This is a genomic window from Collinsella sp. AM16-21 (assembly GCF_003471905.1).
GTDB lineage: Bacteria > Actinomycetota > Coriobacteriia > Coriobacteriales > Coriobacteriaceae > Collinsella.
Map to the genome: position 1 here is coordinate 20,104 of NZ_QRKJ01000003.1, position 22,317 is coordinate 42,420.

General features: G+C 59.4%; 14 protein-coding genes. 9 read left to right on the forward strand and 5 right to left on the reverse strand.

Annotated features, from left to right (window positions below; all coding sequences use genetic code 11):
* The first annotated feature begins 95 nt into the window (after positions 1-95).
* From DW180_RS02560 to DW180_RS02590, 7 genes are all read left to right on the forward strand, one after another.
* Positions 96-1,319, forward strand: coding sequence for a peptidylprolyl isomerase (locus tag DW180_RS02560; protein WP_118237278.1), 1,224 nt, complete (start codon positions 96-98; stop codon positions 1,317-1,319).
* A 54-nt stretch (positions 1,320-1,373) separates the two neighbouring features.
* On the forward strand, positions 1,374-1,817 hold the full coding sequence (locus DW180_RS02565; protein WP_118237280.1) for a GatB/YqeY domain-containing protein: 444 nt from the start codon (positions 1,374-1,376) through the stop codon (positions 1,815-1,817).
* A 358-nt stretch (positions 1,818-2,175) separates the two neighbouring features.
* Positions 2,176-2,907, forward strand: coding sequence for an amino acid ABC transporter ATP-binding protein (locus DW180_RS02570; protein WP_055251548.1), 732 nt, complete (start codon positions 2,176-2,178; stop codon positions 2,905-2,907).
* An 8-nt stretch (positions 2,908-2,915) separates the two neighbouring features.
* Entirely contained in the window at positions 2,916-3,791 is an 876-nt protein-coding gene (locus tag DW180_RS02575; protein ID WP_117759543.1) for a transporter substrate-binding domain-containing protein, read from the forward strand.
* 25 nt (positions 3,792-3,816) lie between these two features.
* Positions 3,817-4,563 carry an amino acid ABC transporter permease gene (locus DW180_RS02580; RefSeq protein WP_035136546.1) on the forward strand — a complete coding sequence of 249 codons (747 nt, stop codon included), beginning with the start codon at positions 3,817-3,819 and terminating at the stop codon, positions 4,561-4,563.
* Between the two features lie 3 nt (positions 4,564-4,566).
* On the forward strand, positions 4,567-5,205 hold the full coding sequence (locus tag DW180_RS02585; RefSeq protein ID WP_006235796.1) for an amino acid ABC transporter permease: 639 nt from the start codon (positions 4,567-4,569) through the stop codon (positions 5,203-5,205).
* Positions 5,206-5,253: 48 nt separating this feature from the next.
* On the forward strand, positions 5,254-5,877 hold the full coding sequence (locus DW180_RS02590) for an AAA family ATPase (RefSeq protein WP_117759545.1): 624 nt from the start codon (positions 5,254-5,256) through the stop codon (positions 5,875-5,877).
* 42 nt (positions 5,878-5,919) lie between these two features.
* Here DW180_RS02590 and DW180_RS02595 read toward each other — a convergent pair whose 3' ends face one another.
* Complete coding sequence (locus tag DW180_RS02595) at positions 5,920-7,323, reverse strand: LuxR C-terminal-related transcriptional regulator (protein ID WP_117759547.1); 1,404 nt, start codon at positions 7,321-7,323, stop codon at positions 5,920-5,922.
* A 224-nt stretch (positions 7,324-7,547) separates the two neighbouring features.
* Between DW180_RS02595 and DW180_RS02600 the strand changes: the two genes are divergently transcribed.
* Together DW180_RS02600 and DW180_RS02605 are read left to right on the forward strand one after the other, a co-directional pair.
* Positions 7,548-9,926 (forward strand): hypothetical protein, encoded by a 2,379-nt coding sequence (locus DW180_RS02600; protein WP_117759331.1) that lies wholly within the window; start codon positions 7,548-7,550, stop codon positions 9,924-9,926.
* Positions 9,927-10,262: 336 nt separating this feature from the next.
* Positions 10,263-16,868 carry a leucine-rich repeat protein gene (locus tag DW180_RS02605; protein ID WP_118237282.1) on the forward strand — a complete coding sequence of 2,202 codons (6,606 nt, stop codon included), beginning with the start codon at positions 10,263-10,265 and terminating at the stop codon, positions 16,866-16,868.
* A gap of 394 nt (positions 16,869-17,262) precedes the next feature.
* Here DW180_RS02605 and gltA read toward each other — a convergent pair whose 3' ends face one another.
* From gltA to DW180_RS02625, 4 genes are all read right to left on the reverse strand, one after another.
* Positions 17,263-18,672 carry an NADPH-dependent glutamate synthase gene (gene gltA, locus DW180_RS02610; protein ID WP_117647774.1) on the reverse strand — a complete coding sequence of 470 codons (1,410 nt, stop codon included), beginning with the start codon at positions 18,670-18,672 and terminating at the stop codon, positions 17,263-17,265.
* Positions 18,663-19,502, reverse strand: coding sequence for a sulfide/dihydroorotate dehydrogenase-like FAD/NAD-binding protein (locus DW180_RS02615; protein ID WP_117647773.1), 840 nt, complete (start codon positions 19,500-19,502; stop codon positions 18,663-18,665). The genes gltA and DW180_RS02615 overlap by 10 nt, the downstream gene beginning before the upstream one ends.
* A 361-nt stretch (positions 19,503-19,863) precedes the next feature.
* Positions 19,864-20,493, reverse strand: a complete 630-nt coding sequence (gene pth, locus DW180_RS02620; RefSeq protein ID WP_199569859.1) for an aminoacyl-tRNA hydrolase — start codon at positions 20,491-20,493, stop codon at positions 19,864-19,866.
* 353 nt (positions 20,494-20,846) lie between these two features.
* Complete coding sequence (locus tag DW180_RS02625) at positions 20,847-21,863, reverse strand: endonuclease domain-containing protein (protein ID WP_233545153.1); 1,017 nt, start codon at positions 21,861-21,863, stop codon at positions 20,847-20,849.
* Between the last annotated feature and the right edge of the window lie 454 nt (positions 21,864-22,317).

The window sequence follows — 22,317 nt, forward strand, 5'->3', positions numbered from 1 at the left end:
TGCAGATTAACCTGTCCCCAATGCACCAAGCGTGCCGCGGGGGCTGCGTTGTGACACAATGGCGTTTGTTCGATTCGTTATGCGAAAGGCCAAACATGGCAAATAAGAAAAAGAACCCCGAGGCCGCGCCGACGCCCGAGCAACAGGCTCGCGCCGCCTCCAGCTCTCGTAAGAAGCAGCGCAAGACCTATGTGTCCAAGACCGTCAAGATTATCCTAGTGGTTATCGGCGTACTAGCGATGCTGCTTTCCGTCTCGGCCATGGCGTGCTCCGGCCTGATGTCGCAGACCGAAAGCGCCAGCTCGGGCTATAAGCTCACTGGCGGCGTGGCTGCCACCATCAATGGCACCAACCTCACCGAGGACACCGTGACCAAGCAGATCATGAGCATGCGCACGTCCTACGGCTACACCAAGGACAAAGACTGGGCGCAGTACCTGGTCGACAACGACCTCACGCCCAAGAAGTATCGCAAGCAGCTCATCGACTCCTACACGCAGCAGATTCTGCTTCAGCAAGCGCAGAAGGAAAACGGCGTGACCGTCTCGGACGAGGAGGTCGAGAAGGCCTGGAAGGACGCCTGCAAGAGCGCCGGCGGCGCCAAGGCCTTTAAGAAGACGCTTAAGACCTACGGCTACACCGAGGACACCTACAAGGACTCGCTCAAGGAGAGCCTGGCGCAGCAAAAGCTCAAGGATGCGGTAGCGCCCACAAGCAAGCCCAAGGACAGCGAGATTGTCGATTACATCAACGAGAACCTGTCCAACTACAATGACGCCCGCCGTTCGTCGAATATTCTGATCAAGGTCGATTCCGACGCTTCCGATGAGGACAAGGCCGCCGCCAAGGCCAAGGCGCAGGAGTGCCTGGACAAGATCAACTCCGGCGAGCTGAGCTTTGAGGACGCCGTAAAGCAGTACTCCGACGATACCGGCTCCAAGGATAAGAAGGGCGATGTGGGCTGGGACAAGCTCACCACCTTCGTCGACAGCTACCAGGCGGCGCTCGAGGGGCTCAACAAGGGCGATGTGAGCGACGTCGTCGAGTCGACCTATGGTTACCACATCATCAAGTGCACCGACTACTTCCATGTCGATAATCAGGTCGATGACATTAAGCAGGTACCCAAGGACATCAAGAAGTACGTCTCCAACGTGGTGAAGACGCAGACGGCAAGCACCGCGTACAGCGAGTGGCTGGAGCAGTACAAGAAGGACGCCGACATCACCGTTAACCCCATGCCTAAGGACGTGCCCTATAACGTGAGCCTGAAGGGCGTCACCAAGAGTTCGACCGACGATTCGTCGACGACTGAGTAATCATGGGGCGGTGCTCGCGCGAGTGCCGCCCACGCTATTAGAGAGGATTTGCAGATGACCAACGAAGAGCTGCAGAAGGAAATGATCGCGGCCATGAAGGCTAAGGACAAGGTTCGCCTGTCCATCATTCGCCAGGTCAAGGCCGAGGTGAAGAATATCGAGGTTAACGAGCGCCGCGATGTGACCGAGGAAGACGTCAACAGCATGATCAAGCGTCTGATTAAGCAGACGAGCGAGACGCTGGAGATGTCCATCAAGGCCGGCACCGACCAAGAGCGTACCGACAACCTGACCGAGCAGGTCAAGATTCTGGAGAGCCTTCTGCCCGCGCAGGTTTCGGGCGAGGAGCTCGAGGCCCTGATCGAGCAGGTCATCGCCGAGCTGGGCGCCGCGTCCAAGAAGCAGATGGGCCAGGTCATGGGCGCTCTGGGTAAGGCCACTGGCGGCAACTTCGATAAGCCGGCAGCAGCAAAGATCGTTGGAGCCAAACTCGCGTAATTTGTTACGCGGTTTTACCAAACCGCGTAACGGCTCGACGCTGCAAACCCGTACACACGGCAATCTGACGTTCAATTTCAAGGGCGCGACCATAAGGTCTGCGCCCTTTCATTTCACGTCACCTTGCTCGCGTGTACGGGTTTTCGCTGACTTATGCTCAACAAGGGCGGTTGTATTATTTTCGGTGCTCATTGGGGACAGACTTAAATGAGTACCCACGGGGGGTACTCATTTAAGTCTGTGCCCAATGAGTGGGCGGAAGGTTGCGGGTTCTTTACGGGGATGTAGTGTGGGCTGCGGAAACGTGGTTCTTTCCGTACAATAGTTCAACTCGTGTAAACGCAGGGAAGGGACATTCATGGCAGACATGATCGAGATCAAGCATCTCAACAAGTACTTTGGCGACCTGCATGTGCTCAAAGATATCAACCTCACCGTCAAGCGCGGCGAGAAGCTCGTAATGATCGGGCCCTCTGGTTCGGGTAAGTCGACGCTCATCCGCTGCGTCGATTATCTTGAGGAGCCCACGTCGGGCGAGGTCATCATCGACGGCACGCCGCTTACCAAGAAGAATCACCTGGAGATGGCTCGCAAGTATAGCTCCATGGTGTTTCAGCAGTTCAACCTGTATCCCAACATGACGGTGCTGGGCAATCTGACGCTCGCGCCCATCAAGCTGCAAAAGAAGAGCAAGGAGGAGGCGACCGAGATCGCCATCGCCGCGCTCAAGCGCGTTGGCATGGCTCATAAGGCCGGCGAGTATCCGCAGAACCTCTCGGGCGGTCAGCAGCAGCGCATCGCTATCGCCCGTGCCCTGTGCACTAAGCAGCCCATCATCCTGTTTGACGAGCCGACCTCGGCGCTCGACCCCGAGATGGTCCAGGAGGTTCTGGACGTTATGATTGAGCTTGCGCAGGAGGACATCACCATGATCTGCGTGACGCATGAGATGGGCTTTGCGCGCCAGGTGGCCGACCGCGTCATCTTTATGGAGGACGGCCGCATTCTGGAGGAGGGCACGCCCGAGCACTTCTTCGATAACCCCGAGAACCCGCGCTGCCGCGAGTTCCTGTCCAAGATTCTGCACTAGGCGCGGTGATGGACATGACGGATATGACGAGGGCGGCTGTATCGCGCCGTCACTTTTTGCAGCTGGCTGGCGCCGGCATGCTCGCGCTGACGGGGACCGCGCTCACCGGTTGCGGCAACTCTGCCAGCGGCGAGGCCTCCGACAAGGGGTCCAAGCTTGCGACCATCAAGTCGCGTGGCCACCTGAACGCCGGCGTTAAGAAGGATGTTCCCGGCTACGGCTATTACGACACCGCCAAGGGTCGCTTTGAGGGCATGGAGGTCGATCTGTGCTACCAGATCGCCGCTGCCGTCTTTGGCGTGAGCTACAAGGAGGCCCGCGCCCAGGAGCTGGTCGAGTTTACCGACGTAACGCCCAAGACGCGCGGCCCGCTGATCGACAACGGCCAACTCGATGTGGTCGCGGCGACCTACACCATCACCGACGAGCGCAAGAAGAGCTGGGATTTCTCGACGCCGTATCGCACCGACTACGTGGGCCTCATGGTCAAGAAACGTTCGGGCTTTACCTCGATTGAGGACCTGGACGGCAAGGTCATCGGCGTGAGTCAGGGTGCCACCACGCAGGGCCTGATCGAGCAGATGATCAAGGATAACGGCTTTACCTGCGAGCCCGAATTTAGGGCCTTTAGCGGCTACCCCATCATCAAGAGTTCGCTCGACGCCGGCAATATCGACGTCTTTGCCATGGACCGCTCCACGCTGGCCGGCTACATGAACGAGACTGTCGAGCTACTGCAGCCCGAGGTCAAGTTTGGCGAGCAGGGCTACGGCGTGGCGACCAAGAAGGGCTGCGACCTCTCGGCCGTGGTCAATCAGGTGGTCTGCGATCGCTTGGCCGACGGCTGGCTCGATCAAGAGGTCAAGACCTGGGGTCTTGTGTAGGCGCATCGTCCAAGGAAGGAATCAAATGCTCGAAGGATTGTTTGACGCCGACCGCTGGTCGACGACATTTCAAAACATGGGGCCCTTCTGGGAGGGCTTTGGCGTGACGCTGCAGGTGGTCGTTGCTGGTCTGCTGCTGTCGCTGGTGCTGGGCACGCTGCTGGGCGTGTTCTCGACCACCCGTTCGCGTGTACTGCGCGCCATCAGCCGCGTGTACGTTGAGTTTTACCAGAATACCCCGCTACCCGTGCAGGTGCTCTTTATGTATATGGCTGGCCCGCAGTTTTTGCAGGCTATAACCGGCGCCGACCAGCCGGTGCGCATCGCGCCGTTCGTGCTGGGCTTCTTGGGTGTGGGCCTGTATCACGCGGCCTACATCTCGGAGGTCATCCGCACCGGTATCGAGGCCGTTCCGCGCGGTCAGATGGAGGCGGCCCAGAGCCAGGGCTTCACCCGTGCGCAGGCATACTGGTACATCGTACTGCCCCAGACGTTCAAGATCATTCTGCCGCCGCTGTGTAACCAGGCGCTCAACCTGGTCAAGAACACGTCGGTGCTGGCGCTTGTGGCCGGCGGCGACCTTATGTACCGTTCCGACAACTTTGTGAGTCTGTACGGTTACCTGCAGGGATACATCGTCTGCTGCCTTATGTACTTCATCATCTGCTTTCCGCTCGCCATGCTTGTGCAGTGGCTCGAGCGCCGCTCCAAGGAGCGTCCGCGCGGCGTGAGCCTAGCCGAGCTGGGGCTCGACAACGTAGAGGAGGCCTAGCGCATGGAAATCTTCAACGCGACCAACCTGCTCTACATTTGGGGCGGCTTTGTTAAGACAATCGAGATCTCGGCGCTGTCGATCTTTTTCTCGCTCATCTTTGGCACGGTGCTGGCGCTCGTTAAAAGCTATGCGCCCCGCCCGTTCCGTATTCTGGTGAGCGCCTATATCGAGCTGTTCCGCTGCACACCGAACCTGCTGTGGATCCTGTTTATCTACTTTACTGTGCAGGGTTTGGACATTGTGATTTCGACCATCGCCTTTACGCTGTTTACCAGCGCCGTGATGGCCGAGATTGTGCGCGGCGGCCTCAACTCGATTCCGCGCGGCCAGTTTGAGGCGGCGCAGAGCCAGGGTTTTGGCTTCTTTGCCACCATGCGCTACATCATTCTGCCGCAGACGTTTAAGACGATCATTCCGGCGCTGTTTAGCCAGTGCACGACCGTCATCAAGGACAGCTCGTATCTTTCGGGTATTAACGTGGCCGAGCTCATGTATACGGCAAATGTCGTGATGGCCCACGCGATCGACCTGTCGCAGGTGCTTATGCTCTACGGCCTGGTGTTTGCGATGTACTTTGTGCTCAACTTTGGTATCTCGCTGCTGGTTCGCGCATATCAGAGGCGAATGGTGGCAGCGTAGAATGTGACAAAGGGACTGTCCCTTTGTCACATAGAGAAAGGAATCGCGATGAGCGATCTGGAGAATAAGAAGAATCCTGTGGTCATTACCATCGCGCGCGACTTTGGCGCCGAGGGCCACGAGATTGGTCGCATGCTTGCCGACGAGTTGGGGATTCCGCTGTACGATAACGAGCTGCTGGTACGTGCGTCGCTGCGCGCGGGCGAGTCGCTCGACAAGATGGCCGCCTACGACGAGCGTCTGGCCGTGGAGAACATGGCGTTCCTGCCCGACCGCTACGACGCGCGTTCGTACTCGGACAAGCTGTTCCAAAAGATGAGCCAGGTGATTTTGGACTTGGGTGAGACCGAGAGCTGCATTATCGAAGGCCGCCTGTCCGATTACCTGCTTCGCAACAACCCCAACCACATTGCCGTGTTGGTGACCGCTCCCTTTGAGGACCGCGTCGAGATTGTGCGCAAGAAGCGTGGCCTTAACAAAAAGAAGGGCGCCAAGCTGGTCAAACAGCAGCAGAAGGCGCGCGAGGCGTTCTATAAGCGCTACAGCGCCGGCAAGTGGAAGATGACGAGCGGTAAGGATATCGTCGTCAACCGCGCCAAGCTGGGGCGCGAAGGCTGCAAAGACGTTATCGCCGCTGCCTACCGCTACAAAGTCGCCCAGCTCGAAGCCTAGCCAATCAAAACCACCACAAAGGCACCTTTGTGGTGGTTTGTTTTAGGCGGAGGGGAAGGCCTTGGTGAGACCGGCGCGCGTCTGCGTGCCGGTCTTTTGATAAATGGAACTCAGGTGGCGCTGCACCATGCGCATCGAGATACCAAGCTCCTCGGCGACCTGTTTGAGCGGGCGCTCATCTTGGGTCACAGCCACCAGCACGTCAACTTCGCGCGGGATGAGAGCGTGATCGGTGATGAAGACCTGACGCTGCTCCTCGATACTCGGTGCTGCCAGCGCCTCCTCGGCAAGCTGTTGATGTTCGCGCTCCTGCTCGGTTTGGGGTAGGCGGAACAAGCCGGCTGCCACAAATGCCGCGCAGGCGGCGACGAGCAAAACGAGCGCACCGATCATGATGAGAGCAACATTGCCCGAGGTCACAAGCGCAAGCGAGACGCCCGACGTGGTGAACGCGCACACGTTATTGGCGGCGCGTCCCATGCCGGCCCAGAAGGCGGGCGCGTGCATGCGCGGTGCCAGCTGAGTAAACGTGGCAGTAAAGAACGTGACGAAAAAGCCCGAGCTCAGGTAAAAGACAATGAGGCCCAGGTTGGGATCGGCTCCTGCTTCGACGGCTAAGATCGAAATAGTGGAGAGTACCGTGACGCCGAACATGACGAGTCCCATGTAGCGACGCTCGGCAAGATCAAAGATAAGACCGGCGGCAAGACCGCTCGCTGCCAAAAAGAGGCGCGGCCAGGTCTGCACGGCGATGGTGCCGTGGGCGTTGGAGAACGTGACCACGTTATCGAGAGTAGAGAACAGACAGGCCAGAATCATGACGAGCGCGATGCTCCAACACGCCTGCTTGGCAAGGGCGTGCGATGGCTCAACAAGGGGATTGATGGCGGGGCTGGAGCTCTCAGCAGCCTTTTGGGGAACGACGCTGAGGGCGGAGATGGCGATCGTCGCTGTGCCAAGGACGATGAGCTCTGCGATGCCGCCGCAATTGAGCAGGTTGATGGCGAACTGCATCAGGATGCCCGCGGCATAGGCTGCTCCCGCACCGGTGGCGAGCTTGGGATCGTCTTGGAATGTCGTTGCGAAGGCATGGTGTGCCGCGCCGCCCAGTAGGCCGAGTCCAAGGAATGCGAGGCATCCCAGAATCTCGAGCGCAAGCGGGCTCGTGGGGGACTGAATCTGAGTCAACCCCAAGATGGCGATGGGGACGGCGGTGCTGACAACTGCCCGAGGCCGGCCTTTGCGCTGTGCGAGCCCGAGCAGCGGCGCATATCCGATAAAGCCGAGCACGCTCGCACCTAGAATAAAGCCCTGTGCGAGCACAACACGTTCGGCGCCGGCGAGTAGCCCGACATTGACGTCGAAGCGAAACTCGGCGGCAAGGAAGGCGAAGGTGAAGAGCGCGAGTGCCAGAAGCGCGTTGATTTTAGGCCTGCTCAGGTTCAAGGACGGTCCTTTGGGTGGACGAATAATCGTGTCCTCGATTGTAGCGTTCCCGGGACGAGTGTGGCGATGGCGAAATCATATTGACTTAAACCGCAGGTAGAGGCCTGGGTTCACATCTACGAACCTAGGCATACGGAGTCATTTGACACATCTTGGTGGTACAGAATCACCGCAAAGGGGACAGGCACCTTTGTGGTGGTGTCCCTACGACCAAGGAGGGCGTTATGTGCGGAAGTCACTTTGATAAGCAAACCCAACGCGAGCGTACCTGCTCGCTGGTTCACGGTACCTGGCGTTGTGTGGGTGCCAAAATCGCTTGCGCCGGCGCGTGTGCGCTTATGGTCGGTCAGTTGCTGCTGCCGAGCGTGGCGCTGGCGACGGAATGCGCCGATCCGGCCGCTGGGACGGATGAGGTTGCCGCGGCTCCGGTGACGCCGACGGTTGTGGAGGATACGGCGGCTCCGGCGACCGCGCCTGCAACCGATGCTGCTCTGACGGCGCAAGCCACCGCTGAGCCTCAGCAGACGGTCCCGACTGGCGCCACCGATGAATCCAACGATGCGGCACCCGCTGAACAAAATACTCCCAGCGACAACGCCGCCACGCCGGCGAATGACGCCATCATGCCCTGCGGTGTGACCGATGTTGTTGGCGGCAGCGGCGTTAGGGTCAATATTACGGTGCGGAACAATTACACCGACATCAAGAAAGAAGAAACGATTGAGTATGTGAAGGGGATTGCCCTTGTAGATGGAGACCAGTCTGCTCTCGATGGTAGCGCTTTGACTTTTATCGGCCTGGGGGACTTGATCGTCCATGCGGCGTATGACAGTGCGAGCAATAAAACAACGCTTACCCTGGATATCAGCAAGATTCAGAGACAGAAGGAGGAGCAGAAGTACTTTACGGAGTACAAGGAGAATAAGTCCAAGATGACGACCACCTATGATGGATCCAAGCTTACGTATACGGGTACAGAGCCCGGGAATATCATCATCGGTGATCCGGACGACGCCTTTAAAGGAGACACCGAGGCGACCGGGAAACCCACTATTAACGAGATCCGGGATGACTACTACACCCGCACCCATGTCTACGAGAGGGCGTGCCTTGTTATCCCGGCAGCGGAATCAGAATCGGAATCCATCTCCTTTGCCAATGTTCAGAATACGAACTTCAATTGGCAGCTGGATACTGGTCCGCAGGCGACGGCAGGTGTCCCTAACTACGATGCAGATAAATACGAAATCGCTTATGAATGCTGGCAGGAATTTGAAAACAACGAACCCGTTGCTGCCTGGTATTCCGATAACGGCTCACATGGTTCCCTGCCGACTATTACAAAGTTTAAAAGCGGGAAAGAGTACGTGTATTCTCTTATGCTGAAGCCAAAAGACGGATATTCCTTCAGCGATGAAACCGTTGTTACCGTAAACGGGGAAACCGTAAAGTCGAGTCTAAGCGGAGAATTCCTGTATGTCCCTGCTATTAAAACAGTTACGACGCCTGCTTCGTCGGAAAACGAAGCTCTTGAGAATCTAAACGTCAACGATGTGAAAATCGACTACGCGCCCGGCGAGGCGCCGCGTGCGACCGCGACGATTCCTGCCGCCGATGCCGATAAGTATGAGATCGCCTATGAGTGCTGGGAAGAGATGGATGGCAGCGACCCTGCGGAGCTCAAGCCCGTTGCCTTCTGGTATTCCGACCCCGCAAAGTACACGCCGGGCATGAAGAAGATTGACCACTTCGAGGAGGGCAAGTTCTACATGTACTCCGTTGAGCTGAGGCTCAAGGGCGACAATACCGTGGGCAATGACTGCATGATGTACGTCAACGGCCATTGGGCGCACCACATCAAGACCGTCGACGGCGTCTTCGCACCAAACGCCGACAATATGCTGTGCGAGCAGCCGATCGACGAATGGCGGGCCATCGACGTTGTCGAGATCAACGGCGCCACGACCACCTTCAAGGCAGGCGATAAGCCGATCTTTACGGCGAATGTTCCGACGGGTTCCAACTCCCTTCCTCAGTGTGAGTTCTGGACGGGCAGCGATGGCAGCGAAGTGAACTCTCAGAAGTTCTGGGATCAGAACATCACGAATCACATCGACGTCTTTAAGCCCGGCGTGACCTATCGCTACGGTATCTACCTCAAGTCCGCGCGCGGCTTCTACTTCACGTCCGACACCAAGCTGGTGATCAACGGCCAGGAGTGCGGCTACCAGGTCGCGGATAGCGTATCCGATGAGGACAGCGGTTGGATCTACACCCTGTGGCTCAACACCGATTTGACCTTTACGCCCGAGGCCACGCCGACTCCCGATCCGCAGCCTACGCCGGATCCCAAGCCAACGCCGCAGCCTGGGGTGAAGCCTGAGACCGAGCCCGAGGTGAAGCCCGAGACCAAGCCCGCGGCCAAGCCGGCCACGACAACCGCCACGACCAAGACGGTTGAGAAAACCACGCATGCCAAGAAGGGCGATGCTGTCCTGGCTACCACGGGGGATACCACCGCGATGACGGTCGCCGCCCTAGGCATCGCCGGCGCAACCGTAGCCGCCGCCGGCCTCGCCGCGACCAAGTGCCGCAAGCGTTAGAGCTGGGTGACGGCTCTCGTTCTCGGCCTCAGCAAAATCTCAATCTGTAACACCAAACTGCCCAAAACGGCTCTAGATGTTACAGATTGAGATGAACTGCTCGGCTGCCAACCTAACGTCTCGATCTGTAACACGTAGCGAGGAATTTGGCCTCTAGCTGTTACAGATTGAGACTAACTGGCCGGCCAAGTCCAGAACCGCCACAAAGGTGCCTGTCCCCTTTGTGGCGGTTTGCGCAGGTAGAACGGTAGGTTCGTATATATGAACCTACCGTTCGCTTTGTTTTTGGACAACGATTACGCTGGATGACTTTTGGTTTGCAGGAAAGGAACGACCATGAGGTGGACTACTGTTCGAGCGCTTTGCCGCCGCCTGACCATTGCCGCGGTGACCCTCACCATGGTGACGGGCTCGTTGCCTGTGGGCGCGTTTGCTGAGGTGCTCACCACCGATAGCACCTTTGTGCAGACGGATGTCGACCAAGTAGACGCCGCCGACCCCGCCGACGCCGCGCCCGATGCCGCCGATCACGCGCCCGATGCCGGCGCTGCCGGCCCCACAGCGCCCGATACCGGTGACACCCCTACGCCCCCGGCCTCCGAGATTGCATCGGCGGCGGGCCTGACGGGCGCCGGACAGACCGAGAGCACACCTGCGGGTACGCTTGCCACCGATCTTGTCGAGGGCAAGGAGCTCGCCGAGCAGCAAAAGCAAGAGGAGGCTTCCGGCACCGAGGCGACCTGGAACGAAGAACTTGAACTCTGGGCAACCTCGAAGGGCGCCATGGGCGTAAAGGACGAATACGACGATGGCTACGTGGCCGGCGAGCAGACCCCTGCGCAGTACTACTTCTCGATCGATAGCCTCACCAACGAAATTTCTATCGAGTATGGCGACGCGGGCATTACCACGTTGGAGGTGCCCTCGACCATCGACGACAAAAATGTCGTAAGCCTTACGGGTATGGGAAGCGCTGCGCTCACATCGATCACCTTCGCTTCGAATTCGCATGTCCGCTCGGTTGGCGGCTTGGGCGGCAGCAGCATCAAAGAGATCGCACTGCCCGATTCGGTCGAGGAGCTCAAGAGCTATGCATTCTACAAAAGCAAGACGCTCCAAACGGTAACCTGGCCCAACAACGCGGCCTTTACCACGATTCCCGAGCAGGCCTTTAAGGACTGCGAACAACTTGACGACAATGTGGTGGCAACGCTGCCGCCTTCGGTCAAAACTATCGCCTATCTTGCATTCGCCTATTGCGGCGTGCCACAGTTCTATGTCTCGGACACAACAGTGCTCACCTTTACCCAGATCGCCGTGCCGGGCACGGTGGAGCGGATTGGGCCCTATGCCTTTAACGGGTGTGAGCATGTGTCGTCGGTGACGATTGGCGACGGCGTCAAATATATCGGAGCGCACGCGTTTACTTACCTCGATCCCGCACTGGCTGGTAAGGAAATCGTTGTGCCCAAGAGCGTGCAGTCGATTGATCTGGAGCCGTTTGACAATACGCGCATTACCAGCGCCGCCGGCAGCTCAACCACCAACCACAGCGCGGTGACCCTGCGCGTCATGAATCCCGACATCAAGCTCGAAGAGGGGGGCCTGTACGTCAACAACGTGACGATCGATGGCGTCGATTACTCGATGCCTTTTAGCGAGGGCCAGACCATCTATGCCTATGCGACGGACTCGGCGGGCAACCCCTCGATGATTAAGAAGGTTGCGGATGCCGTCGGCGATCAGATGGACTCGGCCGACCCTTCGCGTCCCGCCTATACCTTTGAGTGGATGGGCGAGGCGGCCCAGGTGACGGGCAAACTTCCCCAGAGCGCGACGGCTACACTCGTGCAGGCGGGGCAGTCCACGCCGCTGGCGGTTGGCGATGACGGCAGCTTTACAGCGGACGCTCTCTCCAAGACAGCAGTCACCCTGCGCATTTCGCTCAGCGGTTACTATGACATGGTGCTGGCGCGCCCGGGCGACCAGATGACGGGCACGTGGAATATCGGAGAGATTAAGGCGGAGGACTTTACCAAGATTCCGACTTCGCGCGCGATTGAACTCAATGTGGCCTATCTCGAACCGGTCGCAGGCCAGGATAAGACCGAACGCATTGAGCTCGATAGTCTCGATAACATCGATCTGACGGTGAAGAGCGGCGGCAAGACGCTCAAACCTGCCAAGGGCGACAAGGAAAACGACTACCGTATCCAGGGTACAGCGCTCGTGGTGTCGCAGGCCATTGCCGACGCGGACCAGGATCTGGAGATAACGCTCGTGCCCAAAGACAGCCTCAAGCTGGGTGGGGCGACGGCGACGGTGAAGCCTTCGGCCGGCAAGGTCGATATCGACTTGAAGCCTTGGGGTACGGCGACGGTCACGACCAAGGGCGACTACCAGGGAGCCAACCGCGTGCTGGTGTTTCGTACGTCCGACGGCAAGTTAGTCGCCGACGGCGTCACCTATCTGATGGGTTACGAAGACGATGGCACCACGCCTATCATGAAGGCCGAGACGCCGCGCCTTAAGGCCGGTTCGTACACCATCGTCGCCTTTAACAAGACGAGCTACGACATTCAAGCGACGAGCTATTCCACGTTTAGCCGGCTAGGGCTGACCGTGGGTAAGCATATCGCGCAAAAGCAGGTGAAGATTGAGGACGGCAAACAGCTCGACGTGACGCTCGACGTGCCGACGTTTGACGTGGAGGCCTATCGTGCCGAGCGCGGGCTGACGGCGGGCTCGGTTATTGCTGATTCGTCCGCGGTCGTTGGCGTGGAGACCGAGCTGCGCATTCATTACGAGCTCAAGGACAGCCAGGCTGCCAAGATTGAGATTCCGCTGGCCAAGGATGCCGTCGAGGATGTGTCCGCAGGCTCTCGCGATCCCGGTGATAGCTCCCGTACATGGTGGACTGACGCGACGTGGGAGGGCGACAACCTCGTTCTCGATATGAAGAAGGGCATGGGCGCCGATGTGTTTGTGCGCTTTAAGCCTAAGGCCGCGGGTATCTATGCCATCTCGCCGCTTATTACGCTGGGCGAGGTGACATTGCCGCTGGGAAGCACCACGCTCGAGGTTAGCGGGTCGCGCATCGAGGTCGACAGCACCGACGTCCACAGCCTGCTGGGCAATGTGGCCTACGTTTATGCGGCGCCCGGCAAAAGCGTGCAGCTTACCGTGGGCGCGGGCGCCTCGGCCGCAAAGTACACTGGCAAGACCAATAAACTCGGCCGTGCCAAGATTGAATACGACCTGCCGCAGGATACGCTTGCCGCCGAGCGCGTGACGCTCGAGGCGCGCGTGGGGTCGACCGACGTCGCCGCTGCTGCCGCAGAGGTGACGGCTCGCAACTATGTGCGCTATGTTCCGAGCGCTTCGGTCTGGAACTTTGATGTGACGTATCGTGGCGGTACGCAAAACTTGGTCAAGGACGGCAAGGACACCGGCAAGAGCCTGTGGACCTTCCATCATCTGCCACAAAAGAAGAACGCCTACTGGACCTTTGACATCACGCTCGAGGTGGGAAACGAAGAGGCCGCCGACACGCTCGACCTGTACGTGGACTGCGTGGATGGCAAGACGGTGACGATTCCTCTGGCTCAAAAGTCGCGCGAGGGCACCCGTGTGCGCTATGTGGCGGAGTATGTGGACGAGGGCTACCTTAAGCTGCTCGACGAGTTTAACAAGGCGAATGACTCGACCTATGTGAACTGCGGTAACTTTGAGCAAATCTTTATGCCGCAGACCTACCGCATCTCCAATGCTCAGCTTATGACCATGCTGAGTTTTGATGCCAACGCTTCGGCCAAAAAGCATTCCGCCGCGGCCGAGGAGCGCCAGCAGGAGTTCTCGAATGCCGTGCAGCAGTGGCACGAGTATATGATGGATAGCTCGTTTAATGATGTCGACGAGGCCTTTAACGACGCGATTGACCAGATGGTCGCCGATGCGTTTGCCGAGGAGGACAAGGACGGCAAGGACGAGGGCGGCAACGCGCGTAAGGTTCGCCGTGCTCCTGCCGCTGGTAGTGGCGAGGGTGAGACGGACAATGAGGCGGCGCAGTTTGCCGCCGAGCTTAAGGCTGCGGTTGGCGGCTCGTCGGCGCTGCTGACCAAGCAAGGCGACAGCTATGGCGTCAACGTGGACAAGATGATCTTTGAGGACGCGTACGGCACCGGCGAGGATTGGTATCAGGAACTTGCGTCGGCCCAGGGCGCGAACGCTGCGGATGCGGCGGCCATCAAGGAACTCGTCGACCATGCGTCGCGAGCGGAGTTTATTGCCCAGCAGGCCGAGGATCTGGTGGGCCAGTCGATGGGTATCGGCCAGCTCAACCAATACGGAAGCTGGAATGACGCAACCGCTGCGGCGCTCAACAAGTGTGCGGGCATTAAGGCCAGCGAGTACAACGGCCAGTCGACGAGCGGGTTTAACGATTTGGGCCAGGCGCTCGGCAGCTCGCTGAGCTACAAGGCGGCTGACGACGATACCGTCAAGGGCTTTAAGGTCGCGGCGCCCGATGGCGAGCAGACGGCCTATATCGAGTCGGAGTTTATCGAGAACTCCAATAACAACAAGAACCAGGCGCTGCTGTTTAACTCAATCGCCATGCAATGCGACATTTTGGACAATCTGTACGATAACTGGAACGTAGTCCACAGCCTCAATAACTCTACGATTCGCGGTTGGCTTATGGCTTGGAAGCGCAACGGTGACGTCAGCGCCCACATGAAGCTCATCCGCACGATCCGTTCGCTCAAAAGCTACAAGATCGAGTGTGAGATGTTCGGCCAGGTCTTTAAGACCGATGCGTGGAAGGCGGCCGGCCAGGCGTTTCCCGCGGCGACCCAGGGCATCGGCATCTTTACCGGCATTTACGGCGTGAACGATGCCAGCAAGAACTGGGAGAACGTGAACGTCCGTATGCAGAAGGTGAAGGGCGAGCGCGAGGGCTATGAGCTTCAGCATACGCGCTTGCTTGCCAAGCCCGAGAAGACCGAGGACGACTGGAAGTGCATTTACGCGCTGCGTGACGCCATGGAGAAGGCGCGTGCGTTTGAGGATCTGCTGTATCGCCAGCTCTGCCACGATAGCACCGATGTGGCGGTGGGCTCCATTATGACAATCGCCGGCGTGCTGACGGCCGGTTCGGCGGGTACCGTGGTGGGCGCTGCCTATGACGCGGCTTCGACCAGCGTAGGTTCGGAGCGCGCGATTAAGCTGACCAATGCCGAATGCGCCTACGATGTTGCCTGCGAGCAGGTGGAGCGCGCATGCCAGAATCGTATTACGGTCAACTGGGGCGAGCTGACCGATGCCGAGGTCTACAAGGCCAACAAGGACGGCTTGATCTCGGACGAGAAGATGCAGTCGATCTTCGAGGCGCGTTATCGCAACGTGGCTGCCAAGGCTGCACCCGACCCTGCGGGCGTGGTGTACGAGGGCCTGCTGTCCAATACGGTCGAGGGTGCAACGGTTGAGCTGTGGAGCGCCGACGATGCCGCCGGCACCAATGCCACGCGTTGGGACGCCGAGGAGTATGAGCAGGACAATCCGCTTGCAACGGGTGCGGACGGTGCGTACAACTGGAATACGCCGACCGGATGGTATCAGGTGCGTGTGACCAAGGACGGGTATGAGGAGGCGCGTTCGGCCTGGCTTCGCGTGCCGCCGATTCAGACTGAGGTGAATATTGGCTTGGTGTCGACGGCGGCGCCCGAGGTGGTTTCGGCCCATGCCTATACCGATTGCGTCGAGGTTGAGTTTGCACAGTATATGGATGCGAGTGACGATGCCCTGGCCGCATTGTGTGAGCAGGGCTTGGGCGACGTGACGTATACGTGGCTCGACAAGCAGGACGATCCCAAGGGCAAGCCGTTGTCGCGCGTGCTGCGCATTCACTATGCCGATGCGCGTGAGGCGGGCTCGACGGTCGAGTTTGAACTCGATGGCGCTCGCAACTACGCCGGCACGGCCATGGCGCGCTGGGCAAGTGGCGAACTTGTCGTGGGCGTTCGTGCCGACAAGCTCAAGCTCAACGTGGAGCAGGCCGTGACCATGCTTGAGGGCAGTGACTTTGAGCTGGTGGCGAACGTGACCGATAAGGCGGGCAAGCCGTTTGCGGGCGCAAAGGTTAGTGTTGGGCTGGAGTCCTCGGCTATCTGCTCTGTCGATGCCACCCAGGCCGTGACGGGCGAGGACGGCGCGGCGACGTTTGCGCTGCATGGTGTTCTGCCCGGTTTGACGACGCTGACGGCGGCGGTGGACGGCACGGCGCTGTCCAAGCAGGTCGACGTTCGCGTGTCTGCCGAGGCAGTGCGACCGGCGCGACCGGTGGCGACGATTGGTGCGACGACGTTTGGTGCATGGTCGCCCAAGGAGAACTATATTACGGTGCCCAAGGGCACGAAGCTGGAGCTTTCGGCCGAGGATGGCACGACGATTTGGTACACCGCCAACGACACCTGCCCCTGCCGTGATGAGGGGCGCGTGCGGTATACCGAGCCCATTGTGCTCGACAGCAATATGTACGTGCGTATTGCGGCGCAGCGTCCCGGCATGTCGTATAGCGAGTATTCGGAGCGCTTGAACATTACGATTACGGTGACCGATGAGGCGACGCCCGATCCCGAGCCGGAGCCCGGGCCCAAGCCGGAACCCAAGCCGGAACCCAAGCCGACGCCTGGCGGCGGCGAGCAGGGTGGCGGTGCGGATGGCTCTGGCGGTACCGGGGCTCCTGCGGGTGGTTCGACTTCGACGACGACCACGGTGACGACGGACAAGTCCAAGGGTAAGGGCAAGAACGGTAAGAAGTCCGATGCTGCGGTGCTCGTCAACACGGGAGACACCACCGCGATGACGGTCGCCGCTCTGGGCATCGCCGGCGCAACCGTAGCCGCGGCCGGCATTGCCGCAACCAAGCGTCGCAAGCGCTAGGTTTTGGCGACGGCGCCCATCCTCGGCTTTCGCAAAATCTCAACCTGTAACACCTGGCTGCCCAAAACGGCCCCAGATGTTACAGATTTAGATGAACCGAATGGCCGCCAACCTAACGTCTCGATCTGTAACATGTAGCGAGGAATTTGGCCTCTAACTGTTACAGATTGAGATAAAGCGGAGGCGACTGGCGCAATATCTCGATCTGTAACAACTACGATGCTCAACGGGCTCCAGGTGTTACAGATCGAGACAAACTAGTCGGTCAGGCTCCCAACCACCACAAAGGTGCCTGTCCCCTTTGTGGTGGTTGGGGCGGCCGACATAGAAAAAGTCCCCGCCGGGCGTGTGCTCGACGGGGACTTTGCCGTTTGGTGGCTAACGCTGTAGGTGATTACTCGCCCAGCAGGCTCTTGGTGATGGAAGCGGCGGCCTTCTTGCCGGCGCCCATCGCCAGAATGACCGTAGCGGCACCGGTGACGATGTCGCCGCCGGCCCAGATGCGGGGATCGGTGGTCTGGCCGGTCTCCTCGTCGGCAACGATGTAGCCCCACTTGTTGAGCTCCATCTTGCCGCCGATCTTGGCAGCGAAGGGGTTGGCGTTGGTGCCGATGGCCGAGATCGCGACGTCGCAGGGAATCTCCTCGATGGCACCCTCGATGGGCACCGGGCGACGACGGCCGGACTCGTCAGGCTCGCCGAGCTCCATCTTCTGGACCTTGACGGCGCACACGGAGCCATCCTCGCCAGCGACAAACTCGAGCGGGGAAACGAGCGGCAGAACCTCGACGCCCTCGGCCTTGGCGTGGTGCAGCTCGGCGCGACGGCAGGGCATCTCGTCCTCGGTACGACGGTAGGCGATGATGGCGTGCTCGGCGCCCAGACGCTTGGCGGTACGGACGGCGTCCATAGCCACGTTGCCGCCGCCAAAGACGACGACGTTCTTGCCGTGCTTGGTGGGGGTGTCGTACTCGGGGAACTTGTTGGCCTTCATCAGATTCACGCGGGTGAGGTACTCGTTCGCGAAGAAGACGTTGGGCAGGTTCTCGCCGGGGACGTTGAGGAACTTGGGCAGGCCAGCGCCGGTCGCCACGTAGATGGCGTCGAAGCCCTGCTCGAACAGCTCCTCGGCCGTGGCCATGTTACCCACGACGGAGTTGTACTCAAACTTGACGCCCATGTCCTCCAGGCCGTCAATCTCGCGCTTGACGACCGCCTTGGGCAGACGGAACTCGGGGATGCCGTAGACCAGCACGCCGCCGCCGGTAAAGAATGCCTCAAAGACGGTGACGTCAAAACCGTTACGGGCGAGCTCGCCGGCGCAGGTGATGCCGGACGGGCCAGAGCCCACGACGGCGACCTTCTTGCCGTTCTTGGGAGCCATCTTGGGCGTGGAGGCGAGCTCGGGGCGGTCACCCAGGAAGCGCTCGAGCTGGCCGATGGCCACGGGCTCGGACTTCTTGCCACGGATGCACTTGCCCTCGCACTGGTTCTCCTGCGGGCAGACGCGGCCGCAGATGGCGGGAAGCATGGAGTCCTCGCGGATGGTATCGAGAGCGCCGCCGAAGTCCTTCTCACGGATCTGCTCGATAAAGCGGGGGATGTTGATGTTGACGGGGCAGCCCTCAACACAGAACGGCTTCTTGCAGTTGAGGCAGCGCTCGGCCTCGGCCAGCGCCATCTCCTCGGTGAAGCCCTTGTCGACGGGGCGGAAGTCGCAGGCGCGCTCGGCAGCCGGCTCCTCGTTATCGGGGGTGCGGGGCGACTTCATATCGGCAACGAAACGACCGTTAACTAGTGGCATGCGCAGCTCTTTTCCTCATAGGCCTTGAGGGACGCGCCCTCTTCGGAACGATAAGCGGCCTGGCGGGCACGAAGGTCATCCCAGTCGACTAGGGTGGCATCGAAGTCGGGGCCGTCGACGCAAGCGAACTTGGTCACGCCGCCCACCTCGACGCGGCAGCAGCCGCACATACCGGTGCCGTCAACCATGATGGGGTTGAGCGACGCGGTGATGGGGGTGTCGTACTTCTGGGCGGTGAGGGTCGAGAACTTCATCATCGGAACGGGGCCGACGCAGAAGACCTGGCTCACGGCCTTGTCCTGCAGCAGGCGCTCCAGCGGAGCGGTGACAACGCCCTGCTCGCCGTAGGAGCCGTCGTCAGTGGTGATGTGGATGTGGTCCTCGTCGAGGAGCTCGCGGAACTGGTCCTCCATGAGCAGGAGGTCCTTGGTGCGGGCGCCCATGATGGCGTGGACCTCGTGACCGGTCTCGACCAGGTGCTTGGCGACCGGGAAGGCAATTGCCAGGCCGACGCCGCCGCCAATGACGGCACAGGGGCCCTCGGCCATCTCGGTGGGAACGCCCAGCGGGCCCACGACGTCGCGCAGCGACTCGCCGGCCTCGTAGGTGGACAGCATCTCGGTGGTCTTGCCGATCACCATGAAGATGAACTCGACCCAGCCCTCGTCACCGTTCCAGCCAGCTAGGGTAAACGGGACGCGCTCGCCCGTCTCGTTGGCGCGAACCATGAGGAACTGTCCAGCGTGCGCATGCTTGGCGATTGCGGGCGCCTCGATGCGGAACTTGAACACCTTCTCCGAGAACTGCGTCTTCTCCAGGATCTTATACATAGAACCCCTCTCTTGTTAGGGCGGCCGAACCGTGCCTCCACGGAAATGGACGGCAGCCCGAATAAAACCGTACGCGCACAGGCGTTGTGCAGACATACGGTGCAAATTATACCCTCATGGACATGTCGCTTACGTGTGTCTTTGGCAGGTGGGAAAAGTGACCTACCAAAAAGGGACAGGTTTATTTTGGCAGGTTTTATCAGGCAAAACGGCAAAGGGGGCCGGCCCCGCGCATCGGTGAGGCCGACCCCCTTTGGAGCGCTGCATATGTATGGCGGCACAGGGCTTATTGCGATGCGGCCGCGGCGGCGTTTTCGCATATAAAACCTGACAAAATAAACCTGTCCCTAAATGGTAGGTTTTAGTGCTTGCCGTTGGCGGAGGCGGAGCCGTTGACGTGGTCGCGGGCGTAGACCACGCCGTGTACGATCGCCAGGCCGGCGGCGTCGGCGGCGCGGGCGCAGGTGTCCTGGAAGTCCTCGGCCTCGCGGGCGCGCAGCTGCTTGAGCACGTAGTCGGCGACAGCCATCTTGCCGGGAGGGTTGCCGATGCCGGTGCGGATGCGGCTGAAGTCGCGACTGCCCATCTTGTCGATGATGGAACGCAGGCCGTTGTGGCCAGCATGGCCGCCGCCCACCTTAACACGTACGTCACCGGCGGGAATGTCGAGCTCGTCGTGGATGACGAGCAGCTCCTCGGCTTTGATCTTGTACTCGCGGCAGAGCTTGGAGATGGGACCGCCCGAGGTATTCATGTACGACTGCGGCTTGACCAGCACAATCTGGCGCTTGCCGCCCTCTTCCTCGGCATCGTTGATATTGATGAGCGCGACCTCGGCGCCTGCCTGGTTTTTCCAGTACGTGACACCGGCCTGACGGGCCAGCTCGTCGATTGCCTTAAAGCCGGCGTTGTGGCGGGTCTCGGCATATTCCTCGCCAGGGTTGCCAAGTCCGGCAACCATGCGAATCTTGAGCGGCTGTGCAGCTGCCATGTTCATCCTTTCGTTGATTTGTCGCCTGCTATGGTGAGCGACCCTGTTGCCGCTGTCAAATGGAGGGCGATTGAGGTTGTTTGGGGGGGCGTTTGGACGGCCGTCGAAATCCGAGGTGGACAGTTAGTTCAGATACGTATTAGTTCTGAGGACTCGAATTGCTCAATTCAATGCCGATGCGTTGTTTTGGAGCTTTAGTTAGCCCATATGACGCTGTTTTGAAGTCTATCCTGCCTTCAAATAGGGCGAATGGTATAGAGATGGCTGCAAAACAACCTAATTCAATGTGTCCATTTATACGTATTTGAACTAACTGTCCAGACCTGTTCGACGGCGCACGGTTGATTCGCCGTTTAGACCGGCGCAAGGCCGATTCCGGCCCGCAGAGCGTTGAGCCAAGCGGCCTGACGCTTGCGATAGCCCTTGATGCGATATCGGAATCGGACTCCCGCGAGTCGATGCATCGTTTGGGCGAAGGCTTCGAGTGCAACAAGGTCTTTCATTTGGTCGCGATTGATAACCAGGACGTGGATGCCCATTGCCTTGAGGCCATTATTTCGATTGCCATCGTGGATGCGAGCGTTTTGAAGCTCATGCCCAATTCCGTTGTATTCGTTGTCGACTCCGGCTGCTGGGCAATATAGGTCGCAGATGGCATAGGGGATGCCCGAGGACATATTGACCGCAAGGGTGTCGAAGTCGATTCGATGGTTGAGTAGCAGGCCTCCCATGGGCAGGCTGCAACATCCGAATCCGCCAAAGCGCATGGGTGCTCCGAGAACAGCAAACATTAGGGATTCGGCTGGGGATGCAGATCCGGGTCGGGCAAGCTTGACTGCCGTGCGAAACGAGGCGTATGAGCTACTTTTGGCGAAGCGTGCGACCGCCTCGAGCTCTTCGATGGTCGTGGCGGGCTCGCATTTGTAGTGCGCCTGTTCATAGCGGGTTTCGTTCTGCTGTTCGGCTGCCGACTGGCCGCCCAGGCAATCAAGATCACCCGTCGCTGCGCAGCCATCGCCCTTGGGCCAGATGTCGTCATAGGCAATGGGGTATGTTGCCCCGGGAGGAAGGGAGTAGGTTCCGAGCAGTTCCATGAGAAGCATCAAGGTTTTGGCGACTGATTCATTTTTGGAACAAAGCATGGCTGTCACGGCAGGAGACGTTGCGTAGATGTCGGCCTCGACGTGCATAATTGCACCTTCAGGAAGCGGAACGGAGAGAATATGCTGAAGAAGTCGCTTGTCGGGGCGTCTGTTGTTTTCGTCTGAAACGAGAAGATCGAGCAGTTCGGAATCATCTTCATTCCAGGCGTCGAGTATCGAAAGTGCGCCAAAGTCTATCGCGTCATTATTGGGAATGCAGCTAGCCAAGGCCGGTGCTTGCTGTTCACTATCAACGGAGTCCCAGGGTAGGACAGAGTACGCCCGTCGTGCGCGACGAATTGCGCGGAGGGCGGAGAAATGTGAAATCACGGTCGTCATAGCTATAACGTACTAAGTTGGCAGCAGAATGCGACCGCCGTACCGTTCTTTTCGCCCAGCGGGGCGCTGCGCGCCACGAACGGCTGGGTGTTATGAGATCGATGGAATCGGTTGAGGGGATTGCAGGAAATTGAGCTCTGCTGCGAAGGTTGACGATAGCTACTGGACAGTTAGTTCAGATACGTATAAGGCGGCGGGCGTTCGAGGCGTTTCTAAGGGCCTTTGAGGGCGATTTGAGGGTAAATATGCGGCGGTCGTGCTCGAAAACGATGAGCTTTGGGCGGCATGGCATCCGCTGGGGAGCTCAGAAGGCTCCGAACGGCCCTTTGGAGCTTTAAAAAAA

Bases quoted from the DNA above. Each gene is read 5' to 3' on its own strand.
- DW180_RS02560 (WP_118237278.1), top strand. From the start codon at position 96: ATGGCAAATAAGAAAAAGAACCCCGAGGCCGCGCCGACGCCCGAGCAA.
- gltA (WP_117647774.1), bottom strand. From the start codon at position 18,672: ATGCCACTAGTTAACGGTCGTTTCGTTGCCGATATGAAGTCGCCCCGC.
- DW180_RS02600 (WP_117759331.1), top strand. From the start codon at position 7,548: ATGTGCGGAAGTCACTTTGATAAGCAAACCCAACGCGAGCGTACCTGC.
- DW180_RS02590 (WP_117759545.1), top strand. From the start codon at position 5,254: ATGAGCGATCTGGAGAATAAGAAGAATCCTGTGGTCATTACCATCGCG.
- DW180_RS02605 (WP_118237282.1), top strand. From the start codon at position 10,263: ATGAGGTGGACTACTGTTCGAGCGCTTTGCCGCCGCCTGACCATTGCC.
- DW180_RS02585 (WP_006235796.1), top strand. From the start codon at position 4,567: ATGGAAATCTTCAACGCGACCAACCTGCTCTACATTTGGGGCGGCTTT.
- DW180_RS02580 (WP_035136546.1), top strand. From the start codon at position 3,817: ATGCTCGAAGGATTGTTTGACGCCGACCGCTGGTCGACGACATTTCAA.
- DW180_RS02570 (WP_055251548.1), top strand. From the start codon at position 2,176: ATGGCAGACATGATCGAGATCAAGCATCTCAACAAGTACTTTGGCGAC.
- DW180_RS02565 (WP_118237280.1), top strand. From the start codon at position 1,374: ATGACCAACGAAGAGCTGCAGAAGGAAATGATCGCGGCCATGAAGGCT.
- pth (WP_199569859.1), bottom strand. From the start codon at position 20,493: ATGGCAGCTGCACAGCCGCTCAAGATTCGCATGGTTGCCGGACTTGGC.
- DW180_RS02615 (WP_117647773.1), bottom strand. From the start codon at position 19,502: ATGTATAAGATCCTGGAGAAGACGCAGTTCTCGGAGAAGGTGTTCAAG.
- DW180_RS02575 (WP_117759543.1), top strand. From the start codon at position 2,916: ATGGACATGACGGATATGACGAGGGCGGCTGTATCGCGCCGTCACTTT.